Genomic DNA, 15837 nt, shown 5'->3' with positions numbered 1-15837 from the left:
ATGAACAACGCCCCCTTTCGTAGCGCTACGTTTATGATTTATGGCGCCACGGTTGCGCTACGTATCGCCACATGGTTGCGCCTGTACCGTCACAAACAGGGTGGATGCCGGGACGGGATAAAGGCCCTGTTGTCCCTCAAAATAATGATTGATTAAAGTTCCTACTTTTAGTAAGAGTGCCTTTAAATTGTTTAATAAACACCATATTTCATTATAGAGAAACGATCTGCCCGGATGACAGGAACCCATGATCAGACCGGGCAGTTTTATACATACCCACTTCAAATTCATGATGGAGGATTATTCATGAACATCATACCCCCGGAAGAGGCCTTTTCATTTGACGATGTCCTGGTTCTGCCGAATTATTCCGATGTTCTTCCCAGCGACGTGAACACCACCACGCGCCTGACCCGGAACATCTCCCTGAACATACCCATTGTCAGCGCCGCCATGGACACGGTCACCGAGGCCAGGACGGCGATCAGCATGGCCCGAGCCGGGGGAATCGGCTTCATCCACCGGAACCTTCCCATCGAAACCCAGGCCATGGAAGTCAACCGTGTGAAAAAATCAGAAAGCGGCATGATTATCGATCCGGTGACGGTGGCGCCGGACGCGGCCATCGGGGACGTTCAGAAGCTGATGAGCCATTACCGGATTTCCGGCGTGCCGGTCACCATCGGGGATAAGCTGATGGGCATCGTCACAAACCGTGATCTGCGTTTCGAAACCGACATGACCCGAAAGGTCAGCGACGTGATGACCAGTGAGAACCTGGTGACCGTTCCCGAAGGCATCAGTCTGGACGATTCAAAGAAACTCCTGCACCAGCACCGTATCGAAAAACTTCTGGTGGTCAACGCCGAAGGCAGGCTTTCCGGCATCATCACCACCAAGGATATCGAAAAAATCAAGAAATACCCCAACGCATGCAAGGATTCCATGGGCCGTCTCCGGGCCGGCGCCGCCATCGGCGTGGGGCCGGACATGATGGAGCGGGCCGAAGCCCTGCTCAAGGCCGGCGCCGATGTTCTGGTCATCGACACCTCCCACGGTCATTCCAAAAACGTCATCGACTCGGTGATCAAACTCAAAGCCGCCTTCAAGGATATCGAACTGGTGGCCGGTAACGTGGCCACGGCCAAAGGGGCCCAGGCCCTGGTCGACGCCGGTGTGGACGCGGTCAAGGTCGGCATCGGTCCGGGCTCCATCTGCACCACCCGTATTGTGGCCGGCGTCGGTGTTCCCCAGCTGACCGCCATCATGAACTGCCGGGCCGTGTCCAACAAGTCCGGTGTTCCCATTATCGCCGACGGCGGCATCAAGTTTTCCGGCGACCTGGTCAAGGCCATCGGTGCCGGGGCCCACAGTGTGATGCTGGGCGGCCTGTTCGCCGGAACCGACGAAAGTCCCGGTGAAACGATTATCTACCAGGGTCGCAGCTACAAAGTCTACCGCGGCATGGGATCACTCGAAGCCATGCAGGCCGGCAGCAAGGACCGCTACTACCTGGGCGACAAGGACGAAGAGGAAAAGAAACTCGTGCCCGAAGGAATCGTGGGCCGGGTGCCCTACAAGGGGCCCATCGGCGACAACGTGTATCAGCTTATCGGCGGCCTCAAGGCCGGCATGGGATATGTAGGCAGCCGCACCATCGAAGAACTTCGGGAAAAAGCCCGTTTCGTCCGCATCACCGGAGCCGGTCTCCGTGAAAGCCATGTCCATGACGTGATCATCACCGAAGAGGCGCCCAACTACCGTCTGGAATAAAGCCTGAGTCATCACCGTGATGGGCACGCTGCGCTTTGCCCATCCTACCTTGTTTTGACCGTAGGATGGACAAAACAAAGCGTGCCCATCAAGTATAATCACCTGATTTCATGTTTAATTACATGATCGTGTGCCGCAACCGCAGGGAAAGCCTGAACAAGGTTTTCCCTGTTGTGTTTTCAGGGGGTCTGTGGGATAAATGTCCTGCATGACGACCAACCCATTCAGGATACCGTGATATGACCGAGAATACACCCGACTTCGTTCATCTGCACCTCCATACCCAGTACAGCCTCCTTGACGGAGCCATCCGCCTGGGAGATCTGTTTCAGCGCGCCAAACAATACAACATGAGTTCGGTGGCCGTCACCGACCACGGCACCATGTTCGGGGTTCTGGAGTTTTACGAATATGCCGTGAAAGCGGGCATCCGGCCCATCATCGGCTGTGAAGCCTACATGGCCCCCCGGAAAATGTCGGACAAATCCCGGCCGGAGGACGGCACCGGGCTCTACCATCTGGTGCTTCTGGCCGAGAACAACACCGGTTATAAAAATCTCTGCCGATTGGCCACCATCTCCCAGACCGAAGGGTTTTACTACAAACCCCGCCTGGACAAGGACATCCTCAAGGATCACAGCGAGGGCATCATCGCCCTGTCCGCCTGTCTGGCCGGAGAAATTCCCCGCCTGATCGGACGGGGTCGGCTGGAGGAGGCCGACGAGGTTGCCCGGTTTTACCAGAAAACCTTCGGGGAAAACAATTTCTTCCTGGAGGTCCAGGACAACGGAATTCCCGAGCAGACCTTCGCCAACGAAGTGCTCTACGACATGAGCAAGCGCCTGTCCATTCCCCTTGTGGCCACCAATGACTGCCATTACCTGGACAAGGATCATGTGCGGGCCCACGAGATCCTGCTGTGCGTCCAGACCGGCAACACGATCAACGATCCCAAACGGTTCAAATTCGGCACCGATCAGCTTTATTTCAAGTCCCGGGAGGAGATGGCCTCAGCCTTCGCCCGGCACCCCGAGGCTCTGTCCAACACCGTTGACATCGCCAACCGCTGCCATGTGGATTTTGATTTCAAGACTTACCACTTTCCCCGTTTCGACGACGGCTCGGGCAAAAGCCCCGATGAGATTTTCGAGGAACAGGCCCGGGCCGGATTTAAAAAACGGATGGACTACCTTCTGGCCAAACATCCGGATCTGGATCGGACGGTCTACGACGAACGGCTGGACTACGAAATCAAGACCATCATCAAGATGGGGTTCCCCGGCTATTTCCTGATCGTGGCCGACTTCATCCGCTACGGCAAGGAAAACGGCATCCCCATCGGGCCGGGGCGCGGGTCCGCCGCCGGCAGCATGGTGGCCTACGCCATGAACATCACCGACCTCGACCCCATCGAGCACGGCCTGATCTTCGAGCGTTTCCTGAACCCCGCCCGTATCAGCATGCCGGATATCGACGTGGACTTCTGCATCAACGGCCGCGACAAAGTATTCAAATACGTGTCCGAACGTTACGGCGGCGGGGATTACGTGTCCCAGATCACCACCTTCGGGACCATGAAGGCCAAGGCCGTGCTCAAGGACGTGGCAAGGGCCCTGAACATCCCCCTTCCCGAATCGGAACGCATCGCCAAACTGGTGCCCGACACCCTGAACATCAAACTCGGGGATGCGATGAAGCAGGTTCCCGAGCTGGCCGACCTTTCCCAGAGCCAGGAATACAAGGAACTGTTCGACGTGAGCCTGGTGCTCGAAGGTCTGACCCGTCATGCCTCGGTTCACGCGGCGGGCGTGGTGGTGGGGGACACGAAGCTGGTCGAATACCTGCCCTTGTATAAAGGTAAAAACAACGAAATCGTCACCCAGTTCGACATGAAACGGGTGGAAAAAATCGGGCTGGTGAAATTCGATTTCCTGGGTCTGCGGAACCTCACGGTCATAGACGACGCCCTGCGTCTGATCAAGGAGCAGGGCAAGGAACCCCCGGACCTTCTCGAACAGGACTTCAACGATCCGGCAACCTACCGGCTGCTCAGCTCCGGCGACACCACCGGCGTGTTCCAGCTTGAAAGCTCGGGCATGAAGGAACTGCTGGTCCGCCTGAAACCCGAATGCTTCAACGACATTACCGCCCTTGTTGCCCTCTACCGTCCCGGCCCCCTGGACAGCGGCATGGTCGACGCCTACGTGAACCGCAAGCACGGCCGGGAACCCGTTGAATATCAGCTGCCACAACTGGAAGGCATTCTCAAGGAAACCTACGGCGTCATCCTGTATCAGGAACAGGTCATGAAAATCGCCAGCGTCCTGGCCAGCTACACCATGGCCGACGCCGACGGTCTTAGGAAGGCCATGGGCAAGAAGATTGCCGAGGACATGGCCAAGCACCGGGACCTGTTCATGAAAGGGGCCGTCGCCAACAAACACCCCGAGGACAAGGCCAAAGAGATCTTCGATCTGATGGAGAAATTCGGCGGCTACGGATTCAACAAGTCCCACAGCGCGGCCTATGCCCTGGTCTGTTTTCAGACGGCCTTTCTCAAGGCCCATTATCCCGTGGAGTTCATGGCGGCTCTCCTGACCTCGGAAATGAACTCGGTGGACGGGGTGGTGAAATTCATCGCCGAGTGCAAGAGCCATGATATCACGGTCCTTCCCCCGGACGTGAACGCGAGCCAGAAAGCCTTTGCCGTCATCAACGGCGAGATCCGGTTCGGTCTGGTGGCCGTTAAAAACGTCGGGGAAGGGGCCATCGACGCCATCATCGAAAACCGGGAAAAGCAGGGCGTATTTTCATCGATCTTCGAATTCTGCGAGCGCGTTGATCTTCGCAAAGTCAACAAGCGGGTGGTCGAAGCCCTGATCAAATGCGGGGCCTTTGATTCCACCGGCCACAAACGCAGCCAGATGGCGGCGGTGCTCGAGGACGCCCTGGAACACGGCCAAAGGGTGCAGCGCGAACGGAACGACAGGCAGATGAGCCTGTTCGGCGACAGCCAGGGCAACGAGCTGTCGCTGAACGCTCCCACGCTGCCCGACATGGATGAGTGGGACGACAAGTATCGCCTGACACTTGAAAAGGAGTCCCTGGGATTTTACATCTCCGGACATCCCCTGGATCGTTTTGCTTCGGTGCTTGAAAAATTTGCCACGGTGAACGGCGCGACCATTTATGAACTGGAAGCCGACCAGGCCGTCCGTTTCGGCGGTATCGTGACCGCCATCAAGACCATCTGGACCAAAAAAGGCGATCAGATGGCTTTCGTGACTTTGGAGGACATGTACGGGAGTGTGGAAGTGGTGGTATTTCCTTCCGTTTTCGAGACCACCTCTGATTTGTTCGTCACGGACAGCGCCCTGATTGTCGAAGGCCAGGCCCAGAAAAAAGAAAAGGGATTGAGTATCCTGGCCGACAAGGTGGTTCCCCTTGAACAGGCCTCCGAGGAATGGTCCGCCAATCTTCAGATCATCATCGGCACCGCCCCGGAGGATGTGGACAAACCCGCCCGGGTTCTGGAGATCCTCAAACGTCATCCCGGCGCCTGCAAGGTTTACGCACGCCTGACCCTGCCTGAAAAATCGGAAACCGTCATCGAACTGTCGGACGCCTTTAAGGTCAATGTGGGTCCCGACCTGCTCCGCGAACTTCGGGCCCTTCTGGGACGAAAAGCCGTGGACACCGTCTGCAAACCCGCCACGGTCGCTCCGAAAAACAACGGTCGCAAACCGTTTCTCAAGCGGGTGAAGTAGGGGAGTGTTTGAGAATTTGGAAAAAACAAATGAATAAATATCGCAATAATGCTATAGTATCCCCATGTTGAATCATTGGACCGTTGAATTTCTGAATGACACCGTTGTGGATGAGTTCATAGGACTCCCCAAAGATCTTCAGGCGCGTCTGGTTCACATTACGGAATTGATTGAATCCCATGGCCTTGAATTTCTTGGGATGCCGTATGTGCGGCATGTTCAGGAAAAACTATGGGAGATTAGAAGCAAGGGTAAATCAGGTATCGCTCGTGCTTTGTATGTTACCCGGGTAGGCAGGCGGGTTGTGATACTTCGTGTGTTTGTCAAAAAAAGTCAAAAAACACCTTCGAAGGAAATAGCCCTTGCGCTTTCCAGATTGAAGGAGGTCAAAAATGGGTAAAAAGATGTCGGATTTAAAAAATGAACTCCTTAAAGACAAAGACTTCGTGAGTGAATATGTTCGGCTTGAAGATGAGTTCTCTTTGGCCAGACAATTGATTCAGGCGCGGATGAAGGCCCGTATGACACAGGAACAGGTTGCAAAACGGATGGGAACGACACAGTCGGTCGTTGCGCGTCTTGAATCCGGTCACCCCTTGCCCAGTCTGCGGTCATTGAAACGATATGCCGAAGCGGTCAACAGTATCGTCGAAATTCGTGTGTCATAGCCCGAACCGTTCATGACTCAATATCAACCCATGGGTTTTATCACCCATATCCGTCACACCTTCCGTCTTTCCGTTCCCCTGATCGTCGGCCAGCTGGGTCATATGCTCATGGGGGTGACGGACAGTGTGATGGTCGGGCGGGTGGGCACCGTACCCCTGGCCGCTTCAGCCGTGGCCCAGGTGCTTTTTTTTCTGGTTCTGGTCTTCGGGCTGGGCGTCTCCATGGCCGTCACGCCCCTGGTGGCCCAGGCCTTCGGCGCCGGGGACAAGGCCCGCTGCGGGGTGGTGCTCAGGCAGGGCCTTCTGGTCAATCTTGTGACATCGATCGGTCTTTTCATGCTGACCTTTGTGCTGGCCGACAGCATCCGCTTTCTGAACCAGCCCCCTGAAATCGTCCAGCCCGCCGGGATCTACATGAAGATGCTGGGCCTGTCCATTGTCCCGGTCATGGTGTTCCAGACCTACAAACAGTTCGCCGAAGGCCTGAGCGTGATCACCTCGGCCATGGTCATCACGCTTCTGGCCAACCTCGTCAATGTGTTTGCCAACTGGGTGTTCATTTTCGGCAACCTCGGCTTCCCGGCCATGGGCCTCACCGGTGCGGGCCTGGGAACCTTCAGCTCCCGAACCTTCATGGCTGTGGCCATGGTTGTTGTCATTGCCCGAAGCCCGTCCCTCAGAGCCTTCGATCCCAGCCTCAGATACCGAACCATCGATACGGCCATGATCCGAAAACTGCTTTCCATCGGCGTACCCGCGGGTTTCCAGTATGTGTTTGAAGTCAGTTCCTTCGCCGGCGCCTCGCTGGTTATCGGCTGGATTGGAACCCTTGAGCTGGCGGCCCATCAGATCGCCCTGAACCTCGCCTCCATTTCCTACATGATTTCCCTGGGCGTGTCTTCGGCCGCCACCGTGCGCGTGGGGACGGCCCTGGGACGGCAGGATATCGGTGAGACAAGGATGGCCGGTTTTTCAGCCCTGGCCCTGGTGTCGTTGTTCATGGCCGTGTTCGCCCTGGCCTTTATCGGCCTTCGCACCGTCCTTCCCGGTTTCTACGTGACCGATCCCGAGGTGATCCGCATCACGGCGGGCATTCTTCTGATCGTGGCGGTCTTCCAGATTTCCGACGGGGCCCAGACCGTGGGCATCGGCATGCTTCGGGGCATCATGGACATGAAAATCCCCACCCTGATGACGTTTATCGCCTACTGGATCATCGGCATCCCCGCGGGATATGTGCTGGGCATCACCTCAGGTATGGGCGTCACCGGCGTCTGGCTGGGGCTCTTCGCCGGTCTGACGGCCTCGGCTCTGATGGTCTTGACCCGATTCCATCTGATCTGTCGCATGCCCCGTTCGCTGTGACCGTCATGGCGTATCCTGATCTGAACGGTTTTTAAGGCCATCGGCTGACAGGATATCAGGAAAATCTTTCACACCCGGTTTTTTTCTGATAAGCTTCCTGAACTGTTCGACGCTGAGGGAAAACATCATGGTCCATCCGGGTGACTCGCGGTGCCGACGTTTTACCGGGTTCCCCCCGACCATTCCTCCTTCCCCTTGCCGGTTGACCGACAACAGCCGGCCGGCGATCGATCCGCGTCATCCACTCCAGGCGGTCCGGCGCGGCGTCTTATGATAATAATCGTTCTTTATTTCCTATGCCGATCGTCGTTTCCCGCTACGTTCGGTAACGTTTTGTCAATGATCTGAACTCAAACCTGAAAGGAGTCGAAGATGAGCGACGCTAACAAATGCCCGGTTACGGGAAAAACATCCATGGCCTCTGCCGGTAAAGGCACCTCGAACAAGGACTGGTGGCCGAACCAGCTGAATCTCAACATGCTTCACCAACACTCCGCCAAGAGCAATCCCATGGGGGAGGATTATCGTTATGCCGAAGAATTCAAAAAACTGGATCTTCAAGCCGTCAAGAAAGACCTCTACGCCCTGATGACGGACTCCAAGGACTGGTGGCCTGCCGACTGGGGCCACTACGGCGGCCTCTTCATCCGGATGGCCTGGCACAGCGCAGGCACCTACCGTGCCAATGACGGCCGCGGGGGAGCCGAGTCCGGTTCCCAGCGCCTGGCGCCCCTGAACAGCTGGCCGGACAACGTGAACCTCGACAAGGCCCGACGGCTGCTCTGGCCGATCAAGAAAAAATACGGCCGCAAAATCTCCTGGGCCGATCTGATGATCCTCGCCGGGAACTGCGCTCTGGAGTCCATGGGGCTCAAGACATTCGGCTTCGGGGGCGGGCGGGTGGATGTCTGGGAACCGGAGCAGGATATTTACTGGGGAACGGAAACCGAATGGCTGGGGGACAAGCGCTACTCCGGCGACCGTGATCTTGAAAACCCCCTGGCCGCGGTCCAGATGGGGCTGATCTACGTGAATCCGGAAGGGCCGAACGGCAATCCGGATCCTGTGGCGTCGGGCCGGGATGTCCGCGATACCTTCACACGGATGGGCATGAACGACGAAGAAACCGTGGCCCTGGTGGCCGGGGGCCATACCTTCGGCAAATGCCATGGCGCCGGTCCCGCCAGCCATGTGGGTCCGGAACCCGAAGCCGCTCCCATCGAAGATCAGGGCCTCGGTTGGAAGAGCACATTTGGGAAGGGCAAGGCCGGCGATACGATCAGCAGCGGGATCGAGGGCGCCTGGAAACCGAATCCGACAAGGTGGGACATGGGGTATTTGAAGGTTCTGTTCAAATACGACTGGGAACTGCTCAAAAGTCCGGCCGGGGCTCATCAGTGGCTGGCCAAGGATGTCGCCGACGAGGACATGGTCGTCGATGCCCATGACCCTTCAAAAAAACACCGGCCCATGATGACCACGGCCGATATGTCGCTGAAGTTCGATCCAATCCTGGCGCCTATCGCCCGGCGGTTCCACGACAATCCCGAGGCCTTCACCGAGGCTTTTTCCCGGGCCTGGTTCAAACTGACCCACCGGGACATGGGGCCTCGTTCGCGCTATCTGGGTCCCGAGGTCCCGTCCGAGGAACTGATCTGGCAGGATCCCGTGCCTGCCGTGGATCATGCGCTCGTTAACGATCAGGATGTCGCAGCCCTCAAGGCCAAAATCCTGGCATCGGGCCTGACCGTTTCCCAGCTGGTGTCCACGGCCTGGGCCTCGGCGGTCACGTTCAGGGGGTCCGACATGCGCGGAGGGGCCAACGGCGCCCGCATCCGGCTCGCTCCCCAGAAAGACTGGGCCATCAACCAGGCGGCCGGCGTGGGAGCGGTCATCGAACGCCTTTCCGGCATTCAGAAAGAATTCAACGCGGCCCAGTCGGGCGGCAAAAAAGTGTCCCTTGCCGACCTGATCGTTCTGGGCGGCTGCGCCGCCGTGGAGGCGGCCGCGAAAAAAGCCGGTCATGCCGTGACGGTTCCCTTCACACCCGGCCGGACAGACGCCACCCAGGCCCAGACCGATGTGGAATCCTTCGCCGTGCTCGAACCGGTGGCCGATGGATTCCGCAACTACCTCAAGGCAAAATTCGCCGTCAGGTCCGAGGATCTGCTGCTCGACAAGGCCCAGCTTCTGACCCTGACCGCCCCTGAAATGACGGTGCTCGTCGGCGGTATGCGCGCCCTTGCCGCCAACGTGGGCAATTGCTTTGGCGTGTTCACCGACCGTCCGGAGACCCTGACCAACGATTTCTTCGTGAATCTGTTGGACATGAGAACGGAATGGAAACCGTCACCCGGTGACAGCGAGGTCTTCGAAGGTTTTGACCGCGCTACCGGTAAACCGACATGGACAGGCACCCGGGTCGATCTGGTCTTCGGGGCCAACTCCCAGCTCCGCGCCATCGCCGAAGTCTATGCCTGCGAAGACGCCAAAGACAAATTCGTCACCGACTTTGTCGCCGCCTGGACCAAAGTCATGAACCTCGACCGCTTCGATCTGGCCTGATCGGGTATAGAAAGCAACGCCCATCGCCATGACCGACCGGTGAAACACCCTGAAACCCAAAAGGCCCGGACCTCCTTTTTTTTGGATGTCCGGGCCTTTTTTTAAGCCGTTTTTTTATTGAAACAGAATGCCCGATTTTATGTCTTCATCAAAAAACAGTGGGAAAAGTTTAAAACCATCGAGGCGATCCTTATCGATTAGATAGTCATCGGCTTTGTCGAGATGGGTGTCGACGAAGTCGTGAATTTTTTTGATGGCACTGGTGACACAATCGATAAAATGGATGGGGTCCTGGATGTGTGAATACCATGAAATAATAGAAAAAATTCCTGTATTGGTCTCACAAAGCTGTCTTGCCTGATGTCGGGCCTTTTCCAGCCATTCCATCGTTGATTTTGCAATTCCAACCGTAATCAGAGGGCTGAAATCCCATAGAACGGTCGCAATGGAGTAGGATACGTTCGGCTTGTACATTCTAAGATGAACGGAACCGTCATAGGTTTGAATGGCTTGGCTCATACGTTTTATGAATGCTTCAAGATGGGAAATGATCTCTTGACTGTTCGTTATCTCCAATACCGCCGGCTCTATCCAGCCCAGAGATATGAAAAATTTTGTACTTTCGAATGAATAGATTGCCAGGGTGTCTTGAATGGCTGTGGTTGACTCCGTGATCGTTTCATCATGACGTATCAGTTCATGGAGGCTTTTCAGATGGACAATCCAAAATCCTGGACGGTTGACCGTCGGAGAAAAAATCATTCCATTTTGAAAGCAGTCTTCCGCCTCCTTGAAATCCGAAAGGAGGCGTTCTTTGAATGCAAGCCGTTCAGGCTGATTTTTTATGGCATGGGTTCGAAGTTGTCTGAGAATATAAATGGCACGAGTCCAATAAAGAAGACCGTATTCACACCAGATCTCTTCATCTTCAGGGCAGTACTTCAAAACAAAGTCACCTTCTTTTTTCGCATTTTCAAAATATAATTCAAACACAGACATGTCCTTCTGTTCCATGGCCATGTTCAAATAGATGAGCATGCGAAGAGATCGTGCCACCGGGTTAAAAGGGTTGTATGCGAAAACGCTTGAGAGGATGGTGTTCGACTCCTGGAACATCCGTTTTGCGAGGCAGACCTTTGCCGTTTCGATGATGAGCGTTTCATTTTGAGGAAATTTTCGTAATGCGAATAAAATGGCCGTTCCGTTTATCGAAGTGGGTTCAATGTTTGGAAAATGAATGGATTGTTGGAAATGTTCATAGGAAACGATGTCAACAGGAATCATATCCCGGTCAAGCATTTGAGGTATGAAATCGAAATATAGAAACCAGAAATGCTTGATGACCCATATTGATAAATCGCCATGGGGCGTTTTGTATGTCTCTGGTTTCGAGTGAAAGATAATTTTTGCGTCAGTCATACCGATGCATAGCTTTGCAAAATCGGTCAAGCGGATGGTGTGATTTTCAGGAAGATTTGCATCAATCACGTACTGAAGCTGAGAGGATAGTTTTGTAAATTTACCCGCCGCAATTCCCACAACCATTGGGATCTGTTTTCTATTAAACGGGGATATGGCCCATCGAGTGATAATTTGATGAGCGATCACAAGAGCATGGCGCATGGCTTGAGAATAAAGCCGGGGTTCGAGGGATGGGCCCCTTGCCTTTTTGATTTTAAGACTTGCAGTCGTTGTCGATTGAAATAAAACTTTTTTCCCAACAACAATGAAAAGATTCATGTCATGAATGATGTGATTTAATTCATTTTTAAGCCATTCTATCATTTGAAAATCAATGATCTCACCATGTTTTTGAAATGTCAGATCCAGACGGACGCCTTCATCCTCGTCGGCTTCTTCTTCAACAATTGCGTGAGTGTCGGTGGGTGTACCCGTTAATGTCTGATATGTATAGGGTAATTGAGGACGTTTCAATCCAACCCAAAACGCGATGAGCCGCATCAATAACTGCTGGCGGATTGTTCTGAATTGGCTGTTTTGTTTCAGTCGAGTAATCATCGAGGCTTGAACCTTAGGAAACCCAAGATCCTCTGCGACAACATTCAGCCAGTCAACCAGATTATTGACGGAAGCACCCTGTGCAATCGTCGCGATAGCATCTGAAAAAACAACATAATTCAAATGATCCGTATTGCGCGACATGGATAATGCTCTAATCCATTGAACCAGCTCGGCCTCCCGTCTTTCTTGAATGTAGTTGAACATATGGGCGTATGCGAGAAGTCGATCCATGATCTGTTCTGTTAATTCAGAATGATGGCTGTTTTTAAACGATTCATACGATTCAACGGTAGGAAACATCCGATTTATCGCCTCAGAGAACTGGCTTCTATACTTTTTCATTCTAAAATTCCTGATTCAAAATAGAATGTTCTAAAAAAATAATAGTAGAATGGTTTATTATTTTATGTATATACGAATGATTGACAATCTGCAATATCTTAATTAATAAATTCAAACAATGTTCATATATAAAATCAAATAATCAAAAAAGCGATTGATCTTGCTTCACTTGTTCCCTTAGATATCTTGGTGGACGTTGATTTATAATGGATACAATGCCTACCACGTTAATGTTTTCGTAATTTACAATCATGAAGTACTAAATTCAGTCTAAATTCAGTCAATGATATGGGGGTGGGGATGCTTAGGCCAATTTTTAGGGTCGGATTTCTGATTTTTTTTACACTTGGGGTGTTAATCAATGTTTCAGGATGCGGAAGCAGTGGCGGTGGAAATGATGACGGGGATCAAGGAACGATTCTTACACGAGACACGACCCCGAACCCATTTTCTTTTGTTGATCAAAGTGATGTGCCGATACAAAACGAAATCATATCCAATACGATTACTGTTTCTGGGATCAATGTCGCTGCATCGATCGTAATATCCGGAACAGGGGCTGCCTATTCAATCAATGGCGGGATCTACACCGATGACGATGGAACGGTGGCTAATGGTGATGTCGTTAGTGTGATGCTTGTTTCATCGTCAAGTTACAATGCGACCACTTCAGCAATTCTTTCAATTGGGGGCGTGTCAAACTCATTCAACGTGACAACACAGTCCAACGGAACCTCAAGCGATACGACACCCGACCCATTCAGCTTTGATGATCTGTATGATGTGGCCAGAAATACAATCATTACCTCAAATACGATTACCGTGACTGGTATTAACAGCGCTGCGTCCATCATCATTTCAGGTACAGGGGCAAGCTATTCGGTGAACGGGGGCATCTATACCGGTGCTTCAGGGACCGTGAAAAATGGAGATACCATTGCCGTAAGGCTTACGTCGTCCTCAAGCTATAACACCACGGTGGCCGCTATTCTGACGGTTGGTGGCGTTTCTGTTACGTTTAACGTGACCACGGGTTTCGAAGGGGGAGCGAGAGATGTCACCCCGGACTCATTTTCGTTTATAAGCCAGACGGATGTTGCGACGCTTACGGCCATAACGTCCAATCAGATCACCGTGAGAGGAATTGACACACCGACATCCATATCCATTTCGGGCGGGATCGGTTATTCAATCAATGAAGGACTCTATACACGTTCTCCGGGGACGGTCGCTCCCGGAGATACCGTGAGTGTCAGGGTGACGTCTGCATCGAGCAACAACATGTCGGCATCCGCCATCGTGACCATTGGAAATGTTTCGGCCTCATTTAACGTCATCACGGAGCTGGGATCAGCGGCCATGGATTATACCCCGGAGGCGTTTTCTTTTGTTTCCCAAAGCGGGGTGGCCCGAAGCAGTTTAATAACATCCAATCCGATCACTGTGAGTGGCATAAACCAGCCTACAGGCATTTCCATTACCGATACCGAAGGAGAAAATTCTACACATCTGACATATTCTATAAACGGCAATGCCTTTACAAGTACAACCGGAATCGTTCTTGCCGGAGACGTTGTCCGCTTAAGGGTGGTTTCGTCTTCGGATTATAACGCAGCCGTTTCGGCGGTACTGACAATCTGCGATGTGTCGGGTATATTTAATGTAACCACTGAAACGGGTGGGGATGTAGCGGATACAACACCCAACTCCTTTACGTTTACGCCTAAAGTCGATGTCTTTCGAGATGCGATCATTACATCCAACGAAGTAACCGTAAGCGGAATCAATGCCGCGACAGCCGTTTCCATCACAGGCAATGATGGGAAATATTCCATCAATGGCGGGGAGTACACCGACGCTACGCGTATCCTGACAAATGGTGATACCCTGCGCATACAAATGTCTTCATCGACCAGTCCTGAAACGACCGTATCGACAAGCATAACCGTTGGAACTTTAACATGCATTTTTACGGCTACGACCTGTTCCGAAGCTATGACGACCGATGGCACGTTGAGAGTCCGGGTGTTGGGTGATAATGACCAAGTTCGACCCGATGCGACCGTGGTTCTGGGTGCGCCCAATGGAGAAATGGTCAACTACGGCATAACCGATGAAAACGGAGAAGTGATGTTCAGCTATCCTCCAGTCAATGCAACGGTTACGGCCGCATTTGCCTACATTCCTGAATGGCAGACCGAGTATTCGTATTCTTTGAATGCGTATTATGATGTCAATGTTTCCGAAATCACGCTGAGTGTTGAGGATGGAACAAACTCATACGACTACACCGGCCTGGGCAATGGGACATTGACGATAACAAACTCGGTTGGTGCGGAATATTGGCATCTATACGGTGTGGAGGATGATTCAGGATACCCTTATAACTCATACGTCAAAAATTTTACGGTATATGAGGAGCATATTCAGAACGATGGAAACTTTTCTGTCGTGGTGATTGGGTATGATGCAGATTATAACCCCGTGGGATACGGTGTCCTTCTTGATCACGCTGTTTCCGATGATATGGATCTCGGAATATCGATCGACCATACAGACTTTGAATCAGTGACGTTTGATTTCAGTAATGTTCCTGATACTGCGTATTCCATCTCGTATGGGATTTCCCCGGTAAGAAAAGCAGAGAGCATCGGTGGGTTTAGTGATAGTTATCAAGTACCCATACCAGCAACTGTTGACGCAAACTACATTCCCGGTGTTGGCGACAGTTGGTTTTATTCCCTAAGGCTTTATTATAACGAGGGTGACTATGACAACGGTATCGTGTTCTTCAAAAAGTCAGATAATCTTGGTAATCTCCTGATCGATTTCAATCAATTACTCTCTATGCCTTCTGATCCGTTTATGGACGCTGTAGGCACCGAAAGCCCTAACATATCATGGGGCGGCGGAGCCAATACGTCATATGTCAGCATCTATATGTATTATTTTTCAAACGGGCATGAATATGACTATGGCCTATATTGCCCACCGACACGTAACAGTGTTGTCTTTCCACAGCTTCCAGATTCAATTCGTGAATTCAGACCATTGGCTGCAGACAGTGTAAATGTTCGTTTTGTTAAATCGTCAATTTTTTCGAGTTATAATGAACATTTAGAAATTATGGAAGACTATTACGAAGGAACGTTTACTGCTCCCGAATTTTATGAAATAACCCAAGCAGAGGCAACGTATGATTATATTAATGGTGATTGAATTTAGATAGTTATGTTTTTAACATGCTGTTTTGAAATTCTTTTATTGTCTATCCTGAATTTGAGATGCGGACTGTTTTTTAGCCATGAAATATTTATAAACAATTTTAAATTAGA

8 protein-coding genes are annotated in these 15837 nt (G+C 52.4%); 7 read left to right on the top strand and 1 reads right to left on the bottom strand.

Annotated elements, in window-relative coordinates:
- The first annotated feature begins 306 nt into the window (after nucleotides 1-306).
- The 6 genes from guaB to katG all read left to right on the top strand — a co-directional run bounded on the left by guaB (nucleotide 307) and on the right by katG (nucleotide 10138).
- Nucleotides 307-1773: an IMP dehydrogenase gene (guaB, locus tag ACYQ11_RS15235; RefSeq protein ID WP_459924665.1), complete on the top strand. Its 1467-nt coding sequence runs from the start codon at nucleotides 307-309 to the stop codon at nucleotides 1771-1773.
- 239 nt (nucleotides 1774-2012) lie between these two features.
- Nucleotides 2013-5540, top strand: coding sequence for a DNA polymerase III subunit alpha (gene dnaE, locus ACYQ11_RS15230; RefSeq protein ID WP_459924664.1), 3528 nt, complete (start codon nucleotides 2013-2015; stop codon nucleotides 5538-5540).
- Nucleotides 5541-5646: 106 nt separating this feature from the next.
- Entirely contained in the window at nucleotides 5647-5940 is a 294-nt protein-coding gene (locus ACYQ11_RS15225; RefSeq protein WP_459924663.1) for a type II toxin-antitoxin system RelE/ParE family toxin, read from the top strand.
- Nucleotides 5933-6208 (top strand): helix-turn-helix domain-containing protein, encoded by a 276-nt coding sequence (locus tag ACYQ11_RS15220; RefSeq protein WP_459924662.1) that lies wholly within the window; start codon nucleotides 5933-5935, stop codon nucleotides 6206-6208. Before ACYQ11_RS15225 ends, ACYQ11_RS15220 begins: the two co-directional genes overlap by 8 nt.
- Nucleotides 6209-6220: 12 nt before the next feature.
- A complete protein-coding gene (locus tag ACYQ11_RS15215; protein WP_459924661.1) occupies nucleotides 6221-7573 on the top strand; it encodes an MATE family efflux transporter in 1353 nt (450 codons plus the stop codon).
- A 372-nt stretch (nucleotides 7574-7945) separates the two neighbouring features.
- A complete protein-coding gene (gene katG / locus ACYQ11_RS15210; RefSeq protein WP_459924660.1) occupies nucleotides 7946-10138 on the top strand; it encodes a catalase/peroxidase HPI in 2193 nt (730 codons plus the stop codon).
- A 114-nt stretch (nucleotides 10139-10252) separates the two neighbouring features.
- Here the strand turns inward: katG and ACYQ11_RS15205 are convergent, their stop codons facing one another.
- The gene (locus tag ACYQ11_RS15205) at nucleotides 10253-12502 is read right to left on the bottom strand and encodes a tetratricopeptide repeat protein (protein WP_459924659.1); all 2250 of its coding nucleotides are present in this window, start codon (nucleotides 12500-12502) and stop codon (nucleotides 10253-10255) included.
- 300 nt (nucleotides 12503-12802) lie between these two features.
- On the opposite strand from ACYQ11_RS15205, the gene ACYQ11_RS15200 reads away from it, so the two are divergent.
- On the top strand, nucleotides 12803-15721 hold the full coding sequence (locus ACYQ11_RS15200; protein WP_459924658.1) for a beta strand repeat-containing protein: 2919 nt from the start codon (nucleotides 12803-12805) through the stop codon (nucleotides 15719-15721).
- Nucleotides 15722-15837 lie beyond the last annotated feature (116 nt).

This window comes from Desulfatiferula olefinivorans (assembly GCF_054657895.1).
The sequence above is the reverse complement of the archived record's forward strand: the minus strand, read 5'-3'. Positions and strand labels throughout refer to the sequence as shown.